This window comes from Ruegeria sp. YTSA072 (assembly GCF_059610285.1).
The window spans coordinates 20,363-39,039 of record NZ_JBXWNI010000011.1 but is presented as its reverse complement, the minus strand read 5'-3'; the positions used below and the strand labels follow the sequence as shown (position 1 = coordinate 39,039).

General features: G+C 56.4%; 16 protein-coding genes and 1 pseudogene. 12 read left to right on the top strand and 5 right to left on the bottom strand.

Features of this window, described 5'->3' with window-relative positions; translation table 11 throughout:
• Positions 1 to 360 precede the first annotated feature (360 nt).
• The 10 genes from AC2FIB_RS16945 (at position 361) to AC2FIB_RS16900 (ending at position 11,271) form a co-directional block, all read left to right on the top strand.
• Positions 361 to 2,304, top strand: coding sequence for an AMP-binding protein (locus AC2FIB_RS16945; protein ID WP_496842518.1), 1,944 nt, complete (start codon positions 361 to 363; stop codon positions 2,302 to 2,304).
• 78 nt (positions 2,305 to 2,382) lie between these two features.
• A complete protein-coding gene (locus AC2FIB_RS16940) occupies positions 2,383 to 3,201 on the top strand; it encodes an ABC transporter ATP-binding protein (RefSeq protein ID WP_058275088.1) in 819 nt (272 codons plus the stop codon).
• Positions 3,202 to 3,230: 29 nt separating this feature from the next.
• The gene (locus AC2FIB_RS16935; protein WP_058279216.1) at positions 3,231 to 4,217 is read left to right on the top strand and encodes a branched-chain amino acid ABC transporter permease; all 987 of its coding nucleotides are present in this window, start codon (positions 3,231 to 3,233) and stop codon (positions 4,215 to 4,217) included.
• A gap of 3 nt (positions 4,218 to 4,220) precedes the next feature.
• On the top strand, positions 4,221 to 4,478 hold the full coding sequence (locus tag AC2FIB_RS16930) for a hypothetical protein (RefSeq protein ID WP_058279215.1): 258 nt from the start codon (positions 4,221 to 4,223) through the stop codon (positions 4,476 to 4,478).
• Positions 4,479 to 4,481: 3 nt separating this feature from the next.
• Positions 4,482 to 5,558 (top strand): branched-chain amino acid ABC transporter permease, encoded by a 1,077-nt coding sequence (locus tag AC2FIB_RS16925; RefSeq protein WP_496736667.1) that lies wholly within the window; start codon positions 4,482 to 4,484, stop codon positions 5,556 to 5,558.
• A 75-nt stretch (positions 5,559 to 5,633) separates the two neighbouring features.
• Positions 5,634 to 6,914, top strand: a complete 1,281-nt coding sequence (locus AC2FIB_RS16920; RefSeq protein ID WP_058275084.1) for an ABC transporter substrate-binding protein — start codon at positions 5,634 to 5,636, stop codon at positions 6,912 to 6,914.
• A gap of 75 nt (positions 6,915 to 6,989) precedes the next feature.
• Positions 6,990 to 7,823: an ABC transporter ATP-binding protein gene (locus AC2FIB_RS16915; RefSeq protein WP_496726228.1), complete on the top strand. Its 834-nt coding sequence runs from the start codon at positions 6,990 to 6,992 to the stop codon at positions 7,821 to 7,823.
• Between the two features lie 19 nt (positions 7,824 to 7,842).
• The gene (locus AC2FIB_RS16910; protein WP_496736669.1) at positions 7,843 to 9,060 is read left to right on the top strand and encodes a phenylacetate--CoA ligase family protein; all 1,218 of its coding nucleotides are present in this window, start codon (positions 7,843 to 7,845) and stop codon (positions 9,058 to 9,060) included.
• Positions 9,061 to 9,179: 119 nt separating this feature from the next.
• Positions 9,180 to 10,844 carry an ABC transporter permease gene (locus AC2FIB_RS16905; protein WP_496842453.1) on the top strand — a complete coding sequence of 555 codons (1,665 nt, stop codon included), beginning with the start codon at positions 9,180 to 9,182 and terminating at the stop codon, positions 10,842 to 10,844.
• Positions 10,845 to 10,920: 76 nt separating this feature from the next.
• Entirely contained in the window at positions 10,921 to 11,271 is a 351-nt protein-coding gene (locus AC2FIB_RS16900) for a DUF2794 domain-containing protein (RefSeq protein ID WP_496765885.1), read from the top strand.
• On the opposite strand, the gene AC2FIB_RS16895 is transcribed toward AC2FIB_RS16900, so the two are convergent.
• The 3 genes and pseudogenes from AC2FIB_RS16895 to AC2FIB_RS16885 all read right to left on the bottom strand — a co-directional run bounded on the left by AC2FIB_RS16895 (position 11,268) and on the right by AC2FIB_RS16885 (position 13,842).
• Entirely contained in the window at positions 11,268 to 12,005 is a 738-nt protein-coding gene (locus tag AC2FIB_RS16895; protein WP_496842452.1) for a C40 family peptidase, read from the bottom strand. The genes AC2FIB_RS16900 and AC2FIB_RS16895 overlap by 4 nt on opposite strands.
• Entirely contained in the window at positions 12,002 to 13,384 is a 1,383-nt protein-coding gene (locus AC2FIB_RS16890) for a leucyl aminopeptidase family protein (RefSeq protein WP_496842450.1), read from the bottom strand. Before AC2FIB_RS16890 ends, AC2FIB_RS16895 begins: the two co-directional genes overlap by 4 nt.
• A gap of 63 nt (positions 13,385 to 13,447) precedes the next feature.
• A pseudogene (locus AC2FIB_RS16885) lies at positions 13,448 to 13,842 on the bottom strand (hypothetical protein).
• A 138-nt stretch (positions 13,843 to 13,980) separates the two neighbouring features.
• Between AC2FIB_RS16885 and AC2FIB_RS16880 the strand changes: the two are divergent.
• Both AC2FIB_RS16880 and AC2FIB_RS16875 read left to right on the top strand, forming a co-directional pair.
• Entirely contained in the window at positions 13,981 to 14,631 is a 651-nt protein-coding gene (locus AC2FIB_RS16880; RefSeq protein ID WP_109313867.1) for a carbonic anhydrase, read from the top strand.
• Positions 14,632 to 14,735: 104 nt separating this feature from the next.
• Positions 14,736 to 15,272 (top strand): SRPBCC family protein, encoded by a 537-nt coding sequence (locus AC2FIB_RS16875; protein ID WP_496736681.1) that lies wholly within the window; start codon positions 14,736 to 14,738, stop codon positions 15,270 to 15,272.
• A gap of 36 nt (positions 15,273 to 15,308) precedes the next feature.
• Here the strand turns inward: AC2FIB_RS16875 and AC2FIB_RS16870 are convergent, their stop codons facing one another.
• Together AC2FIB_RS16870 and AC2FIB_RS16865 are read right to left on the bottom strand one after the other, a co-directional pair.
• On the bottom strand, positions 15,309 to 17,456 hold the full coding sequence (locus AC2FIB_RS16870) for a sterol desaturase family protein (protein ID WP_496842448.1): 2,148 nt from the start codon (positions 17,454 to 17,456) through the stop codon (positions 15,309 to 15,311).
• Between the two features lie 186 nt (positions 17,457 to 17,642).
• On the bottom strand, positions 17,643 to 18,665 hold the full coding sequence (locus tag AC2FIB_RS16865) for an aspartate-semialdehyde dehydrogenase (RefSeq protein ID WP_496736685.1): 1,023 nt from the start codon (positions 18,663 to 18,665) through the stop codon (positions 17,643 to 17,645).
• Between the last annotated feature and the right edge of the window lie 12 nt (positions 18,666 to 18,677).

Genomic DNA, 18,677 nt, shown 5'->3' with positions numbered 1-18,677 from the left:
ACATTGGGAGCAGCGCTGCTTTTGATCCAGCTGAACTCCAAGCATTGTGCTATTCCTATGACAACAAAATCTTCGAGCGGCGAAGTCACGACAATTTGTGACCCATCGGAATAGAACTTCATGGGGCTGACAGAGATTGCAAACTAACCGAATTCCGCGCATCCAAATCTCTGCTGACCCTGTTACAATTCGTAAGAATTGAGAAAACATCAGGAAAAAGTTGACGCTGATCGTGCAAGCGTCCCTTAATCGGGGCGTTGGCGTCCGGGGTTGATCCTCGGTCCGCCGTTTCCGGTCCACGGGAGGGGTCGGATGGGGAGGAGAAAGAGATTGGCTCAGACGCAGTCGGGCGCTGAAGGGATGCACTCTCTTCCGGCGCTGCTACACCGCAATGCGACCCGGTTCGGGGACGCCCCGGCCTACCGGGAAAAGGAATTCGGAATCTGGCAATGCTGGACTTGGGCCGAAACGGCTAGGGAAATCCGTGCGATTGCCCTGGGCTTTCTGGAACTTGGCGTTGAAAAAGGCGACCACATCGCAGTGATCGGGCGCAATCGTCCGGCGCATTACTGGTCGATGGTTGCGGCTCAGATGGTGGGTGCCGTGCCGGTGCCGCTTTATCAGGACGCAGTCGCCGAAGAGATGGCTTATGTGCTGGATCATTGCGGCGCAAAATACGTTGTGTGCGGTGATCAGGAGCAGGTCGACAAGGTCATCGAGATTCAGGAGAACCTGCATCAGGTCAAACACATCCTCTACACCGATAAGCGGGGGATGCGGAAATACGATCACAGCCAGATGAACGCATTGGACGATCTGATGGCCGAGGGCAGTGCCGGTCACGCGCGTTTTGATGCGGAACTGGACCGCCGGATTGCCGAGATCGAATACGACGGCACCTGCGTCATGTTGTATACGTCGGGCACCACGGGCAAACCCAAAGGCGTGGTGCTGTCGAACCGGAATGTGATCGAAAGCGCCAAGAACTCCGCCGAGTTCGATCATTTGAACCGGAACGAAGACATCCTGTCTTACCTGCCGATGGCTTGGGTAGGCGATTTCATCTTTTCCATCGGTCAGGCCTATTGGTGTGGCTTTTGCGTAAACTGCCCCGAAAGCGCCGACACGATGATGACCGATCTGCGCGAAATCGGGCCGACTTATTTCTTCGCTCCGCCGCGGGTTTTTGAGACTCAGCTGACTAACGTGATGATCCGGATGGAGGACGCGGGTAAACTGAAGCAGCGGATGTTCCATCACTTCATGGCGCACGCCAAGAAAGTGGGTGGCCTGTTGCTGGACGGTAAACCTGTGGGCTTTGGCGACCGCATGAAGTATGCGCTGGGCAATAAGTTGGTCTACGGGCCGCTCAAAGATACGTTGGGTTATGGCCGCTTTCGCGTTGGCTATACGGCGGGTGAGGCGATCGGGCCGGAGATTTTTGATTTCTACCGCTCGCTCGGCATCAACCTGAAACAGCTTTACGGTCAGACCGAAGCGACAGTTTTCATCACGGTTCAGCCGGATGGTGAAGTGCGCGCCGACACCGTTGGTGTGCCTGCCCCGGATGTCGAACTGAAGATCGACGACAAGGGTGAGATCCACTATCGCTCACCCGGTGTGTTCGTTGAGTATTACAACAACCCGGACTCAACCGCCTCGACCAAAGATGCCGAAGGCTGGGTGGCCACTGGGGATGCGGGGTTCATCGAGGAAAGTTCGGGGCATCTGCGGATCATCGACCGCGCAAAGGATGTGGGCAAGATGGCCGACGGGTCGATGTTTGCGCCGAAATACGTCGAGAACAAGCTGAAATTCTATCCCGACATCCTCGAGGTTGTCCTGTTCGGAAACGGCAAAGACCGCTGCGTCGCGTTTATCAATATCGACCTGACGGCTGTTGGGAACTGGGCAGAACGCAACAACGTGGCCTATGCATCCTATCAGGACCTAACAGCGAATCCCCGTGTATTAGAGACGATTCGTAGCCATGTCGAAGAGGTGAACAAATCTGTAGCCGCTGATGAGATGTTGTCGGGCTGTCAGGTGCATCGCTTTGTGGTTCTGCACAAAGAATTGGACGCGGATGACGGTGAGATGACCCGTACGCGGAAGGTGCGACGCGGATTTGTCGAGGACAAGTTCAGTGACATCATCGATGCGCTTTATGACGGGTCCAAGCAGGTCTCGACCACGACCGAAGTGACTTATGAGGACGGGCGAAAGGGTTCGATCAGCGCAACGCTTGAAATTATCGATGCACCGGTCGTGCCGGTTGCTCAGCACAAGGTGGCGGCGGAATGAGGGCCGGTCGTGCGCCGCTCGACCTGCGGTCATCGCCCCGCCCACCGTCCCGTTTTTCCGCAAGTCAGGGAGTGACTGATGCTGGATAACTCCGAAGGATATGTCACCGAAGATGGCCGCAAGATCGGCGGCGTGGTGATGGAGATGAAGAACATCACCCTGCGTTTTGGCGGTGTGGTGGCGATCAAGGATATCTCGTTCGACATTCGTGAAGGCGAGATCCGCGCCATCATCGGCCCGAACGGGGCCGGTAAATCCTCAATGCTGAACGTGATTTCGGGGTTCTACATCCCGCAGGAGGGCGAGGTCTGGTTCCATGGTGCCAAGCGTCCGCAGATGCGCCCTTATGAAGTTGCGCGGCAAGGTATTGCTAGGACGTTCCAGAACATTGCCCTTTTCGAAGGCATGAGCGTGCTGGACAACGTCATGACCGGGCGGCTGAACTATATGAAAACCAACCTCTTTCAGCAGGCCATGTGGAAGGGCAAGGCTGAGGCGGAAGAGGTTGAAAACCGCGAGGCGGTCGAGAAGATCATCGACTTTCTTGAGATTCAGCACATCCGCAAGACGCCGGTTTCCCGTCTGCCTTACGGGTTGAAAAAGCGGGTCGAGTTAGCCCGCGCTTTGGCGGCCGAGCCTAAGCTGTTGCTGCTGGACGAACCTATGGCCGGCATGAACGTTGAAGAGAAAGAGGACATGAGCCGCTTTATCCTCGACGTGAATGACGAGTTTGGCACCACCATTGCGCTGATCGAGCATGACATGGGCGTGGTGATGGACCTGAGCGACCGCGTGGTCGTGATGGATTACGGCAAGAAGATCGGCGACGGCACCCCGGATGAGGTGCGCAGCAATCAGGAAGTCATCGACGCCTATCTGGGGGTGAGCCATGACTGAGCAACTGACAGACATGAGAGGGGGCACACATGCCTGATCAGCTGATTTTCGCGATGGAGGTATTCCTCAACGGTCTTATGGCCGGTGTGCTGTACGCTCTGGTCGCGCTGGGCTTTGTTTTGATCTACAAAGCGTCTGGGATTTTCAACTATGCTCAAGGGGTTATGGCCCTGTTTGCCGCCATGACGCTGGTGGGGATCATGAACGGGCAGGTCCCGTTTGCCCACCTGATCAACGCGACTTTCGGGACGCATATCCACAAGTTCGGATGGAATGTACCTGCGTTTGTGGCGATTATCCTGACGATGGGTGTCATGGTTCTGCTGGCCTGGGCGGTGCAGCGCTTTGTGATGCGGCATCTGGTCGGGCAAGAGCCAATCATCTTGTTCATGGCGACCATCGGTCTGGCTTATTTCCTTGAAGGTGTCGCCGACCTGATGTGGGGATCCGAGATCAAGACGCTGGATGTCGGTTTGCCGCAGGGTATCAACCTGTGGATCGATGAGACCACGTTCAACATTTTTGGCTACGGCTTCTTTATCGACAATCTGGACCTTGTGGCGACGGTGATAGCCGCGCTGCTGGTGACCGCACTGGTCGCGTTCAGCCAATACACCAAGCAGGGCCGGGCGATGCGCGCCGTGGCGGATGACCACCAAGCGGCTCTGTCGGTCGGCATCTCGCTGAACTTCATCTGGATCATGGTGTGGTCGGTTGCGGGTTTTGTCGCGCTGGTTGCGGGCATCATGTGGGGTACCAAGTCGGGCGTGCAGTTCTCATTGTCGCTGATCGCGCTCAAGGCGCTGCCGGTGCTTATGCTGGGTGGGTTCACCTCAATCCCCGGCGCTATTGTCGGTGGTTTGATCATCGGTGTCGGTGAGAAACTGTTCGAGTTCGCCATAGGCCCATTGGTAGGGGGCGCGACCGAAAACTGGTTTGCGTACGTACTGGCGCTGATCTTCCTCGTGTTCCGGCCACAAGGCCTATTCGGCGAGAAGATCATCGAGAGGGTGTAGGGCGTGACCAAGCTGATCGCCATCATCAACGTGATCGCATGGGCCGGGTTCTGGGCTTTTGGCTACATCGCGCTCACTTCGGATGATTTAACCGAAGGTCAGTTGGTGATTGCAGCAATTCTGGCTTTTGCCGGGCTCGCCATGGGCATCCTGGCTTACATGAAACTTGTGCGCGCCTCGGAGGCGAGCGGATATGCAAAAGGCTCCAAGCAGCTGAACGCCGAGGCCCGCAACCGGGCGCAGGAAGAATGGGGAAAGTAAGACATGTTTTATCGTGAGGCCGGGGATTTCAAAACCTCCTACACAGATGACAGCCAGACCTTTCCGATCAAGTTTGACCGGTACCGGTATTATGCAGTGCTGGCGGTGGCCTTCGGGATAATTCCCTTCGTCATCAATGACTACTGGGCCAATGCGCTGTTACTGCCCTTTTTGATTTATGCCATTGCGGCGATCGGGTTGAACATCCTTGTGGGGTACTGCGGGCAGGTATCCTTGGGTACCGGTGGCTTCATGGCTGTGGGTGCCTATGCCTGCTACAAGCTGATGACCTCATTCCCGGATGTCAGCATGTTCATCCATGTCATTCTGGCTGGCGGCATAACGGCCATTGTCGGTGTGCTGTTCGGCCTGCCAAGCCTGCGGATCAAGGGGTTTTATCTGGCGGTGGCCACGCTAGCGGCGCAGTTCTTCCTTGTGTGGCTCTTTAACCGGGTGCCGTGGTTTTACAACTATTCGGCCTCGGGTCAGATCAATGCGCCGGAACGGGATGTGTTTGGCATCATCATCACCGGTCCGAATGCCCCTGCCTGGGCCACCTATCTGTTCTGCCTGATCTTCCTGGCCGTCAGCGCCCTGATCGCACGCAATCTGACGCGCGGCACCACGGGCCGGACATGGATGGCGATCCGCGATATGGACATCGCAGCCGAGATCATCGGGGTGAACCCGCTAAAGGCCAAGATGAGCGCCTTTGCCGTCAGCTCGTTCTTCATCGGCATCGCAGGAGCACTGTTCTTTGCAGTCTATCTAGGCGCGGTCGAGGTCGGCGAAGTATTCGGTATCCAGAAATCGTTCCTGGTCCTGTTCATGATTATTATCGGAGGGTTAGGGTCTATTTTCGGATCGTTCGCCGGTGCAGCTTTCCTTGTTTTGCTGCCGGTGGTCCTGAAGGTTGTCGGCGTTGACGTGTTGGGCTGGCCCACGGATATCGTGGCACATCTGCAGCTGGTGATCGTCGGCGCGCTGATCATCATGTTCCTGATCCTGGAACCGCACGGGCTGGCACAACTGTGGCGCGTGGCGAAAGAGAAACTCAGACTATGGCCGTTCCCGCACTAAGGGGTCGGCCCAATGAAAAAACGGGCGGCACAAGCCTGAATGCAACATCGGACTAACCAAGGGAGGAGACACCCGATGAAATTGAAACTGGCAACCGCGGCGCTAAGCGCCCTGATGGCTGCAGGACCCGCTCTGGCGGATCTTGTGATCCCCGATCTGAGCTATCGTACCGGGCCTTACGCCGCTGGCGGCATTCCGTTCTCGGATGGCTATAACGACTATTTCACCCTGCTGAACGAGCGCGATGGCGGCATCGGCGGTGTTCCGATCCGAATGGTCGAATGCGAAACCGGCTACAACACCGAAAAAGGCGTTGAATGCTATGAAGCCACCAAGGGCGAAGGCGCTTTGGTGTATCAGCCGCTGTCGACAGGCATCACCTATCAGCTGATTCCGAAAGTCACCGCAGACGACATTCCGCTGCACACGATGGGTTATGGCCGGACCTCGGCCAAGAACGGAGACGTGTTCAGCCATACCTTCAACTATCCGGCCAACTATTGGGACGGGGCCTCGGGTGCGGTCAACTATTTGCTCGAGGAGAACGGTGGTGATCTGAGCGGCAAGAAAATCGCGCTGGTCTACCACAACTCGGCCTATGGCAAGGAACCGATCCGCACCCTCGAGGAGCTGTCCAAAAAGCATGGCTTTGAACTGGTTGCCCTGCCGGTCGATCACCCGGGTCAGGAACAGAAGTCGCAGTGGCTGCAAATCCGCCGTGATCGTCCCGACTATGTCCTGATGTGGGGCTGGGGGGTTATGAACCAGGTTGCTGTGCAAGAGGCCGCAAACATCCGGTTCCCGATGGAAAACTTCATCGGCATCTGGTGGTCCGGTTCTGAGAACGATGTGCTGCCAGCGGGCGAAGCCGCCAATGGCTATAAGGCACTGACCTTCCACAACGTTGGCACGGATTTCCCGGTCTTTGACGATCTACAGAAACACGTTGTCGATGCAGGTAAGGCTGCTGGCGCTGGTGATCAGGTCGGCACGGTTCTGTACAACCGTGGTCTCTATGCGGCTGTTCTGGCTGCCGAAGCCATCAAGAAAGCCCAGGAAATCTCCGGCAACGCGGAAATCACCCCGTCAGAGATGCGTGCCGGTATGGAAGCACTGGAGATGACCGAAGAGAAGATGGCCGAATTGGGCCTGGCAAACTTCGGTCCGACCTTCTCGGTCTCCTGCGAAAACCACGGCGGCGACGCCCTTGTGGGTGTGACGCAATGGGATGCAGCAAACAAGACCTGGACGCTGATCTCGGACTTCAAGCAGACCGATGGTGAAGTGATCGGCGCGCTGATCGATGAAGATTCTGCGGCCTATGCAGCAGAAAACAACATTGAAGGGCGTTGCTGATACAGCGCTTTGAACAACCCGGGGCGGCGGCAGACCGCCGTCCCGAACCCCACACTCGCTTAAGGACACGCGCAGATGCTGGATGCGGCACAAACCACTGACACCAAGTCGGAAACCCTGCTTGAGGTCAACAATATCGAGGTTATCTACAATCACGTGATCCTCGTTCTGAAAGGCGTCAGCCTGACTGTGCCCAAGGGCGGTATCACGGCCCTGCTGGGCGGCAACGGCGCGGGCAAGACAACGACACTCAAGGCGGTGTCGAACCTTTTGCATTCCGAGCGCGGTGAGGTCACCAAGGGTACGATCGAATATCGCGGCTCCAGCGTGCATGAAAGCGATCCTGCCGATCTGGTGGAAAAGGGCGTCATCCAGGTGATGGAAGGCCGCCATTGTTTTGAACACCTGACGGTTGAAGAAAACCTGCTGACCGGGGCCTATACCCGCAAGGATGGCAAGGCCGCTATCCAGCAGGACCTTGAACTGGTCTACACATATTTTCCCCGTCTGAAGGAACGCCGCCGGTCGCAGGCAGGCTACACCTCGGGTGGTGAGCAACAGATGGTTGCAATGGGTCGGGCTTTGATGTCGCGGCCCGAGACGATCCTGCTGGACGAACCCTCGATGGGTCTGGCGCCGCAGCTGGTCGAAGAGATTTTCGGTATCGTGAAGGACCTGAACGAGAAAGAAGGTGTTTCTTTCCTGTTGGCCGAACAGAACACCAATGTGGCTCTAAGGTTTGCGCATTACGGCTATATTCTGGAATCCGGACGTGTGGTGATGGACGGCCCCGCCGCCGATCTGCGTGAAAATCCGGACGTTAAAGAATTTTATCTGGGCATGTCCGACGAAGGCCGCAAAAGCTTCCGTGACGTGCGGTCTTACCGCCGCCGCAAGAGGTGGTTGTAAGCGAATGGAGGATCTGGCGATGACCTATTTCGACGCTCTCGAAACCCGATCAGCCGATGAACGCTCCGCTGATCAGGCGCAGGCGCTGCGTACTCAGATTGACCGCGCCTTGTCCGCACCGGGCTTTGCTGCGCATCTGGCGGATGCGGATACCAGCGCGGTGATTTCAGCCGACGATCTGGTGAAACTGCCGGTATTGCGAAAATCCGATCTGGCGCAAGCACAGGCGTCGCGTCCGCCATTCGGCGGATTTACCGTCAAACCGGCCCGGCATTTCCATCATGTGTTCCAGTCTCCTGGTCCAATCTATGAACCTGGCAGCACGGATCATGATTGGTGGCGCATGGGGCGTTTCCTTAACGCCGCCGGAGTTGGGCCCGGCGATATCGTTCAGAACTGTTTCGGCTATCACCTGACGCCAGCGGGTATGATTTTTGAAAGCGGCGCACGCGCAGTAGGGGCAGCTGTGCTGCCAGCCGGTACTGGCCAGACCGAATTGCAGGTGACAGCAGCGCGCGATGTAGGCTGCACGTCCTATGCGGGCACACCGGACTATCTGAAGGTCATTCTGGACAAGGCGGATGAGATGGGCGTGGCCCTGAACTTCTCGAAGGCTGTCGTGGGCGGCGGCGCGCTGTTCCCATCGTTGCGTCAGGACTATGCTGATCGGGGTATTTCCTGCCTGCAATGCTATGCCACGGCCGATCTTGGCAACATCGCCTACGAGAGCGCCGCCATGGAAGGGATGATCATCGACGAACATGTCATTATCGAGGTCGTCACCCCTGGCACCGGAACACCGGTAGAGCCGGGTGAGGTGGGTGAGGTTGTGGTGACCTCTCTGAACCCTGATTACCCGCTGATCCGCTTTGCCACGGGTGATCTGTCTGCGATCATGCCGGGCGTGTCGCCCTGTGGGCGGACCAACCTTCGGATCAAGGGTTGGATGGGTCGCGCGGACCAGACCACCAAGATCAAGGGCATGTTTGTGCGTCCTGAACAGGTGGCCGCGTTGGTCGACAAACACGAAGAAATCGTCAAAGCCCGTGTCATCGCTGCCCGACAGGGTGAGATGGACACGATGACCGTTCAGATCGAAAGCGCAGGCGGAGACGACATGGCCTATGCCAAATCCGTGGTCGAGGTGTTGAAACTGAAAGGCGCAATCGAGGTTGTAACCCCCGGGTCGCTGCCAAAGGACGGGTTGGTGATCGAGGATCAGCGCGTTTACGAATAACCCCGAGCCATGTCTGCGGCAGTATGTGCCGCAGATTTGTTTTTCCTGCACTGGTGTTTCTTAGCTTTTTGGTCGATTAAAGGCTGATCAATAGCCAACGCCAGTCACAATCCGGGTCCATGGCCGAAATCGACTATTCAGAACACGGGAAACGCAATCGCGGCGCGCTGGGCACCCGGTTGGTGGCGACTGTGGCCTATATGGTGGCAGCGGCTTGTCTTCTGCCCATGGTTGCGGTTGTTCTGGCAGCGGTGACGGGCGGTACGGATACGGTCTCGCATCTATTCGAGACGGTTTTACCCGGCTATGCGCTGACAACCGTGATCCTTGTCGTTTTGGTGGCTATCGGCACGTTCTCTATCGGCGTCGGCGCGGCGTGGCTGGTGACGATGACACGCTTTCCCGGTGTGCGCTTTCTGGAAATTGCACTGGTCCTGCCGCTGGCCTTCCCGGCCTATGTCCTGGCTTATGCCTATACGTTCATTCTGGATCATCCCGGTATCGTGCAGACCACGCTGCGCGACGTGACGGGTTGGGGGCCGCGCGATTATTGGTTCCCGGAAATCCGCTCGACCGAGGGCGCGGCGGTGATGCTGATCCTTGTGCTTTATCCTTATGTCTACCTGCTGGCGCGGGCCGCGTTTCTGCAGCAGAGCGCCACCGCCTTTCTGGCCGCCCGTGCGCTGGGCAAAAGTCCGTGGTTGGCGTTCTGGCACGTGTCTTTGCCGATGGCCCGCCCGGCCATTGCCGGTGGTGTCCTGCTGGCCATCATGGAAACCATCGCCGATTTCGGCACCGTCGCCTATTTCGGCGTTCAGACATTTGCCACGGGCATCTACACAAGTTGGTTCTCAATCGGCGACCGGGCGGCTGCGGCGCAGTTGGCCTTGTGCCTGTTGGGCTTTGCGCTGGTCATGGCCGTGGCCGAGCGGACGCAGCGCGGCAAGGCAAAGTACTATCAGGCAGGCAAAAGCCATGCATCCCTGCCTTCGGCGCAGCTTAAGGGCTGGCAATCCGCAGCAGCCATTACCTTGTGCGTTATTCCAGTGGTGCTGGGGTTCTTGTTGCCGGTATTTATCCTGATCCAGATGGGACTGACCTCGGAACAAAACCTGCTGTCGCGGCGATATCTCGGGTTCATTCAAAACTCGCTGACACTTGCAGGAGTGGCCGCCGTGGTTACGGTCTGCGCCGCGATCTGTGTTGGGTTCTTTCAGCGCCTTCGTCCGGGTCGAGGATCATCGACCACAGGCTATCTGGCGCGGTTGGGCTATGCGGTGCCCGGCGGCGTGATCGCTGTTGGCCTGATGGTACCCTTCGCCAGATTCGACAACGCGCTGGATTCGTGGATGCGCCAGACGTTCGACGTCTCGACAGGTCTGCTGGTGACGGGTTCGATCTGGTTGCTGGTGGCAGCTTACATGGTGCGCTTTCTGGCGGCAGCGCTCAGCGCGTATGAGGGTGGGCAGAGCACAGTGCACGCCAATATGGATGCTGCGTCCCGGTCTTTGGGCCAATCGCCGCTGGGCACCTTGCGCCGTGTGCATTTGCCAATCCTGACACCCTCATTGCTGACGGCCTTGTTGATCGTGTTTGTGGACGTGATGAAAGAGCTGCCCGCGACCCTGATCATGCGCCCATTCAACTTTGATACGCTTGCGGTCCAGGCCTATCGTCTGGCCTCGGACGAACGGTTGGAGGGGGCAGCGGTACCCTCGCTTGTGATCCTGGCCGTTGGGCTTTTGCCGGTGATTCTAATCTGTCGACAAGTTGGGCGACGGTAAGGCGAAACGATTCAAAATTACCACACCTGTTGGCACCGGACTTGATTCAAATGCGTTTTCCGGCAAGGCTGAGGGTATGAACATGCAGCCTCCCAGCCGGTTTTCTGCAAACTCGGCCCAGATGCCCGTCGCGTTCGACCGGCGCGAGATGTCACATATCCTGTCCGTCTATGGCAAGATGGTCGCCGCCGGAGAATGGCGCGACTATGGTATTTCCAACCTGCGCGACATGGCGGTTTTTTCCATTTTCAGACGCACGGCAGAGCATCCGATCTACCGGGTTGAAAAACACCCTCGTCTGCGATCCAAACAGGGGATGTATTCAGTGATCGGCATGGACGGGCGGATCCTGAAGCGAGGCCATGACCTGCGCAACGTGCTGCGCGTGTTGGAACGCAAGCTGATCCGGTCTGTCGACCTTGATTAGAGCCTTTTGTGGGAAGTTACTGGCCCGTCGCCCTGCTCCAGAATCCGTGTGATTGCTTGATCCATCGGCTCGAACGTCACATCCATGTGGTAGGCGTTGGCGTGAAGCAGCATGTTCTCACCATAGACCCATGCCACGTGACCTTTCCAGAACAATAGATCCCCGCGCTTTGGTTCAGTTCCGGCAGGCAGCGCCGTACCCAGTTCGCGTTCCTGATCACTGCTATCACCGGGGCAGGGTATGCCGCAGGCCAGTAAACCGGCCTGAACCAACCCAGAACAATCAATACCGAAGCAACTGTTTCCCCCCCAAAGATAGGGCGTGCCCAGAAATAGCTCGGCCACCGCTACGGGGTCGGTCAGGTGCGTTGCTCTGAGTTTGGCGTGAATCGCCGGAATGAACCCCAGTTCAGTTTCCAGAAATCTATTCTGTTCCGACAGCACGCATAATTTGCTGCCAAAACTCAGCGATACGCGGTCCGGGCTTTTCATGTCGGGCCGTTGATAGGCATGTGTCGCGGGCGCGGTGACCCAGTGGGTCTGTTGCGCCTCAGGCCCCAGTTGATCGGACCTGACCCAACCGGGATAGCCATCCTTGACCGAGGTGATCCAGCTCCACCCATCGGTATCGTCAACAACATCTACCGGGTCGCCAAACAACAGCTGCCGATCCCTTGGGCCATTCGGGCTGCGCAACAAATCAACAACCGGCTTTATGACGCGCAGGCGGGTCATAGGTTCAGAATCTCGGGCAGGGCGGTCAGCACGGCACGCGGCCCTTGGCCCAGACCGCCCTTGCTGCGTCCGGGGGCTTTGCTGGGCTGCCAGGAATAGATGTCGAAATGCATATAGCGGCTGTCACCCACAAAGCGGCGCAGGAACAGGGCCGCGGTGATCGAGCCTGCGAACCCACCTAATGGAGCATTGTCCAAATCAGCAATGCCGGGTTCGATCATCGCCTCATAGGGTTCATGGAAAGGCATCCGCCAGACAGGGTCGGCCGATTGCCGACCAGCGTTGGCCAGCGCGTCTGCCGCGCCATCGTCATCGGTGTAAAAGGGCGCCAGATCGGGGCCAACCGCCACGCGCGCGGCACCGGTCAGCGTCGCCATCGAGATGATCAGGTCAGGTTCACCCTCATCCGCCAGCGCCAATGCGTCGGCCAGAACCAGCCGCCCTTCGGCGTCGGTGTTGTTAATCTCCACCGTCAGACCTTTGCGCGACGTCAGAATATCCCCCGGACGGAAGGCATTCCCCGCGACCGAGTTCTCGACCGCCGGGATCAGCACGCGCAGTTGCACAGGCAGCTTTGTTGCCATGATCATCCGCGCCAAACCCAGCACATTGGCCGCACCGCCCATGTCCTTTTTCATCAGGGACATCGAATTCCCTGGTTTCAGATTCAGTCCGCCGGTGTCAAAGCACACACCCTTGCCGACTAGGGTCAGTTTGGGCCCGGTGTTGCCCCATGTCATCTCGATCAAGCGCGGAGCTTGCGCGGCGGCGCGTCCGACCGTGTGAATTAGCGGGAAATTTTGATCCAACAGGTCGTCGTCTTTGATTACCGAACAGGACGCGGCGAATTCCTGCGCCAAATCCTCGGCTACCGCCTGCAGCTGATCCGGTCCCATGTCCGAAGCCGGTGTGTTGACCAAATCGCGGGTCAGCGTCTCGGCACTGGCCAGCGCCTCAATTCGCGCGGCATCGACATCTTCCGGTGCGACGAGTCGCGCCTTGGCGGGTGATTGATTGGCGTAACGGTTAAAGGCATATCCTGTGAGCAACCACCCAAGGCACTCGTTGCTTATCGCATCAGCGGGCAAACCTGATGCGATGTGATAGGTTCCCTTCCGCAAGGTTTCGGCCGCCGCTGCCAACGGGAACCGTTTGCGCGCGCGCTTGTTGCTATTTCCGTAACCCGCCAAGGCCATTTCGGGCGCACCATCTGATTGCGGGATCAGCAGTGCCTGTCCCATGGCCCCGGTGAATCCATTGGCCTCGACCCACGATGCGATGTGGCTTGGCTGGTCTTGCAGCCAATTGTCGAGATCGGGTTGCGAAATGACATGCAGCGGAACAGAGGGTTCTGACGGCGAAGCGAAGGACAGGGTCATGTGTATCTCGGCTGGTTCGAATTGCGCCCAGCCTAGCCGCCCACGATCCGTCCGCAAGCCCCGTCAGAGGGAAAGATCCTGCTGATCCCAGACACGGTCAGCGATTTCTCACCTACACGGATCAGGCGCGACAGGGTGGCCCCCGTCGCGACCGCATCCCCAACATCCACAGATTGCGCCACGTCACCGGCGACTCGGGCCAGCGCGGTCATGCCAATCTGTTCCGCAATGGCCACCAGTGACCGCGCGCATTTGCGCAGCTCGGCCCAGTCGCGTTGACGCCAAAACCGCTCGCAGTTTGACAGGCGCACGGCCAATTCCTCGACCGTACGGCACAAAACATCCAATGCATTCTTGTCGCCCAATTGGTGATACAGCCCGTTCAAGCGATCCGTATCCAGCCGAACGGTTTCCTTTTGTTCAAGCGTGACTATTTTATCCACCACATCTACCCCAATTCTCTACGCCCCCACGGCATAGCTGGACATTGACGGTAGAATCCTTTGCAAAACCTTGCGTCGATGCTGGAAAATGGGTCGAATTTTCTGCGAATTCAGGTTACAGCAGCCGACAGACAAAAGAACGGGGACATGAGAATGGACTTAGCCAAACCTCTGCCGACCTATCTGGTCAAGCGGTACCACGGATGGAAAGCCACCACCTATTCGGAAAACCAGGTCTGGTATCGCCGCCTGGCCACTGAAGGGCAGCGCCCACGTGCGATGGTGATTTCGTGCTGTGACAGCCGGGTTCACGTGACATCGATCTTCGGTGCCGATCAGGGCGAGTTCTTTATTCACCGCAACATCGCAAACCTTGTGCCGCCTTACGCCCCTGATGGCGATCACCACGGCACCAGTGCGGCAATCGAATATGCGGTCACGGCACTGAAAGTCGCGCACCTGATCGTTCTAGGCCACTCGCAATGCGGAGGTGTTCAGGGCTGCATCGACATGTGCAAGGGCAAAGCCCCGCAACTGGAAGCAAAAGAAAGCTTTGTTGGCCGCTGGATGGACATCCTGAAACCGAAATATGAATTGGTTGCCGATGTTGAAGACAGCGTCGATCAGGCACGGCAGTTTGAACGGCAGGCAGTCGTGGCATCGCTGGAGAACCTGATGACCTTTCCCTTCGTTTCATCTGCGGTAGATGACGGCTCGCTGAGCTTACATGGGCTGTGGACCGACATCGGTGAAGGTGGCCTGCAATGTTATGACCCGGCCGAGAAGAAATTCGTGGTTGTCTAAACGGGCTGACATCTGAGAATTTTCGAATGGCGCGGATCAGGCCTCTGATTTCGCGCCATTTTTTGTTATGATCGAAACCATAGTTATTTTATCAGGAGCGTGTCATGCGATTCATTAAACGTATTCTCGTTACTCTGCTTGTTCTCATTCTGATTCTGGTTGGCGTATCTTACCTTTTGCCGGGTAAGGCCGAACTGTCCCGCAGCATAACGATTAACGCGCCCGCCAACGCGATCTTTCCATACGTGAATTCGATGCAGGAAACTGAAAAGTGGTCGCCTTGGCTGACGCGTGATCCGGAAACGCAATTGTCCTATAGCGGGCCCGAAGCGGGCGTCGGCAACACCTTGAACTGGACATCTGAACACCCGCAGGTTGGCACCGGATCACAGGAAATCGTAGAAAGCGTTCCGGACCAGACTGTCAAAACAGCGCTTGATTTCGGCCCGATGGGGACTGCGTCGGCATCCTTCGAGCTGACGCCTGAGGGAGAGCAGACTCAGGTGACCTGGGAGTTTGAATCCGATCTTGGCATGAACCCCATGTCACGCTGGATGGGCCTGATGATGGATAAATGGGTCGGCGGAGACTATGAGCGCGGTCTGACCAACCTCAAGGCACTAGTCGAGGGGCAGGGCTAGACTGTTTGCGAAAATCTACTTTGCAACAAGTTGACATTACCGGTTCTCGGCGGATTGAGGAGACTGTTGTGCGGTCTTGAGCTGAGATAAGGGATTGGATGAAACCCAGCTCCATGCTCTTTTCAAGATTGCCCTGTATTGCTTCAGGGGTCGCTCGAAAAGTGCGGCAAACCCGAAACAGATCATCAGTGTAAGACCAAGTAGCCAGAGATCGTATCCGGGCAGTTCTTCTGGCAAAACGGCATCGAGAAGATGCAGTGTCGGGTAATGCACGAGATAAAGCGAGAAACTGCCCCCAGCGATCCAGCGGACACTGCGGGCGACAAGACTATCGTCGGGCATCGGCAAGTCTTCGGTAAGCACGCGGACTCCGTACAGGTGGACCGCAATACAGAAGGCTATAACTGAGTTCCAAAGTACTTCGTCGGAGTAGACGAGTATTGCGTGATAATTGTGTGGCTGAAACAGTTGAAACGTGAAGTTTGCTAACCACTCGGGTACATTGGTCACCTTCAATGCAACCAACAACAGGATGCCGCCAACGGCCATAGACCAAGCTTTTGAACGCGCATGAATCGAATGGGTGTCCGGAGCCATTTTCCAAACCAAAACCCCTATCAACCAAGCTGGTAACATTGCTAACACCGGTATTCCAACCAGTAAGGCAATCAAAGCAACGATGACAATGCGCAGTGGGCCTTTAAGGAAGATGATGCTGCCAAACAGCAAGTAAAATCCGACTTCGTAACTCAGAGACCATATTGGTCCGTTTGTTCCCAACCTTACCCAATCGGAGATGCCGGTCCAAAGGTTAGTGACAGTCAAACCTCGCCATAAAAACTCGCTCAATGGCAGAGATGAATAGTACAAATCCGGATAGGCGGTCATGTCGACCCGCGTACCGATCGCGTCAAAAACAATTGTCAGGATAAGTGCTGGAATGAGCACTGAATAAATCCTAGTCATGCGATTGAATGCGTATCGTCCAAGAGTCCGATCCCGACCTGCCGCATAGGCGATCACGACGCCAGACAGAACGAAGAACACTGCAACAGCATCGCTGGCAACGTTCCAATCCCGCAAGAAGTAATAGTCCCCACGGGTGAATCGTATGTGAGCCATATGGCCAAACAGGACGGTTAGCGCAGCGCTCGCGCGCAGAAAGTCCAGCCATAGGGAAAAACCTGGCTGTATCGCTTCTGTGTTTGGCGCGACGGTTTGCGTCATGCCAGTGCCTGTACTAATCCGCCCCTTGATCGCATCCCAACTCTCTTTGAAAGGAAGGACGAGTGCCGCAATCAGCGAGGGATAAGGTTGATCGATTGGCTTTCCGGTTCCATCCGATACACCAAATGTGAGCTTTTCCCGTTCTGTTGGGATGTACAGCGTCCCAAACATCCAATCCCAAAGCGCGAAAATAGAGCCATAGTTTTTGTCGTGGTGTTTGATGGCAACAGAATGATGGATTTGATGTTGTGCCGGTGAAATTAGAATATGCTCGATTACGCGGCCGTAGCTTATCCAGATATGACTGTGTCTAAAGTTCGCGCTCAGTGCGTTGAAAACGAAGTACAGCGCATTGGCGCCACCGATCGTCAAAATATTGATTTCTCCAACAAAAACGTAAAGGCACAATCCCTGAACGATGCCCACAACAATTGAAATCAGGAGGATTCGAAATAAGGGCTCAATGGGGTGTACCCGCTGAACTGTAAGCGGAGTAAGAACATCCGCCGAGTGATGTACTGCGTGGAACGGCCACAGAAACTTCATCTCATGGTGAGCGCGATGCGCCCAGTATTTACAGAAATCACTCGAGACAACAATTATGAGGGTAACCAGAACAGTTTGTGCCCAACCAGGCTGAGCTGGCTCAAATTTGGAACCGCCCAGCAAATTGAGCAGGGCATAGGCCATAGTTGTTGGAAAAAACAACGCCCCAAAAACGCCTAGCGCAGCAACCGCCCGGCTGGCAAAAAATAGCTTGATATCAAGCAGGTTGGACCGATGCGAATAGACATGTTTAGGGGCAAGCCACTTTATGAAACTTTCTGAACCGCCACGGCTACGCCAGATGAAGTATGCGATGATCACAGAGCAGCAGATGTAAAAGATAGAATACCGCACGTTCAGGTCGATCGGTGCGCTAAAAACACTCTCAAGAAACGAATTTAATGTGTCCAAAACCAGAACTTTCTTAGCGTTTTTGAGAAAATAGTTTCACAATGCGGCGTTAATTGGGCCTTTCGCAGACAGAACGCAGGCGACATAGCGCGTTGTATCTGGTGTCTAAGTGACTTGAAAAATTTAACAAAAAAACCCCGCCTACAATATGACGGGGTTTTTGAAGATTAATTCTATGAAAAAGTTTTAGCCCTTCTTCAGAACCTCACGGCCCAGCAGTTCGGCAATCTGGACTGCGTTCAGCGCAGCACCTTTGCGCAGGTTGTCGCTGACGCACCACAGGTTGATGCCATTCTCAACTGTCGAGTCCTGACGGATACGGCTGATAAAGGTGGCAAAGTCGCCCGCGCATTCGATCGGCGAGACGTAGCCGCCGGGTTCGCGCTTGTCGATCACCATGATGCCCGGAGCCTCGCGCAGGATGTCACGGGCCTCGTCTTCGTCCAGGAATTCCTCGAACTCGATATTCACGGCCTCAGAGTGGCCAACAAAGACTGGAACGCGGACGCAGGTGGCTGTGACCTTGATCGACGGATCGACGATCTTTTTAGTCTCAACAACCATCTTCCACTCTTCCTTGGTCGAGCCGTCTTCCATGAAGACGTCGATTTGCGGGATGACGTTGAAAGCGATCTGCTTCTGGAACTTGTTCGGCGGCACGTCCGTGGTGGGGTTGTAGACCGCTTTGGTCTGATCCCACAGCTCGTCCATGCCTTCCTTACCGGCGCCAGACACCGACTGATAGGTCGACACGACGACGCGCTTGATGCGCGCGCGGTCATGCAGCGGCTTCAGCGCGACAACCATCTGCGCGGTCGAGCAGTTGGGGTTGGCGATGATGTTCTTGTTTTTGTAGTCGTGGATCGCCTGCGGGTTACATTCCGGCACGATCAGCGGAATGTCCGGGTCATAACGATAGAGCGACGAGTTATCGATCACCACGCAGCCAGCTTTGGCCGCTTTGGGGGCGTACACTTTGGTCGCTTCGGAACCCACGGCAAACAGCGCCATGTCCCAGCCGGTGAAATCGAACGTGTCCAGATCCTTGGTAGTGAGTGTCGTGTCGCCAAAGCTTACTTCGGTGCCCAGCGAACGACGGCTTGCCAGAACAGCAAGTTCATCGACGGGGAACTGGCGTTCAGCCAGAATGTTCAGCATTTCGCGGCCCACGTTACCCGTGGCGCCGACGACTACGACGCGATAGCCCATTTCATGTCTCCA

Bases quoted from the DNA above. Each gene is read 5' to 3' on its own strand.
- AC2FIB_RS16945 (WP_496842518.1), top strand. From the start codon at position 361: ATGCACTCTCTTCCGGCGCTGCTACACCGCAATGCGACCCGGTTCGGG.
- AC2FIB_RS16940 (WP_058275088.1), top strand. From the start codon at position 2,383: ATGCTGGATAACTCCGAAGGATATGTCACCGAAGATGGCCGCAAGATC.
- AC2FIB_RS16935 (WP_058279216.1), top strand. From the start codon at position 3,231: ATGCCTGATCAGCTGATTTTCGCGATGGAGGTATTCCTCAACGGTCTT.
- AC2FIB_RS16925 (WP_496736667.1), top strand. From the start codon at position 4,482: ATGTTTTATCGTGAGGCCGGGGATTTCAAAACCTCCTACACAGATGAC.
- AC2FIB_RS16920 (WP_058275084.1), top strand. From the start codon at position 5,634: ATGAAATTGAAACTGGCAACCGCGGCGCTAAGCGCCCTGATGGCTGCA.
- AC2FIB_RS16915 (WP_496726228.1), top strand. From the start codon at position 6,990: ATGCTGGATGCGGCACAAACCACTGACACCAAGTCGGAAACCCTGCTT.
- AC2FIB_RS16910 (WP_496736669.1), top strand. From the start codon at position 7,843: ATGACCTATTTCGACGCTCTCGAAACCCGATCAGCCGATGAACGCTCC.
- AC2FIB_RS16905 (WP_496842453.1), top strand. From the start codon at position 9,180: ATGGCCGAAATCGACTATTCAGAACACGGGAAACGCAATCGCGGCGCG.
- AC2FIB_RS16900 (WP_496765885.1), top strand. From the start codon at position 10,921: ATGAACATGCAGCCTCCCAGCCGGTTTTCTGCAAACTCGGCCCAGATG.
- AC2FIB_RS16895 (WP_496842452.1), bottom strand. From the start codon at position 12,005: ATGACCCGCCTGCGCGTCATAAAGCCGGTTGTTGATTTGTTGCGCAGC.
- AC2FIB_RS16890 (WP_496842450.1), bottom strand. From the start codon at position 13,384: ATGACCCTGTCCTTCGCTTCGCCGTCAGAACCCTCTGTTCCGCTGCAT.
- AC2FIB_RS16880 (WP_109313867.1), top strand. From the start codon at position 13,981: ATGGACTTAGCCAAACCTCTGCCGACCTATCTGGTCAAGCGGTACCAC.
- AC2FIB_RS16875 (WP_496736681.1), top strand. From the start codon at position 14,736: ATGCGATTCATTAAACGTATTCTCGTTACTCTGCTTGTTCTCATTCTG.
- AC2FIB_RS16865 (WP_496736685.1), bottom strand. From the start codon at position 18,665: ATGGGCTATCGCGTCGTAGTCGTCGGCGCCACGGGTAACGTGGGCCGC.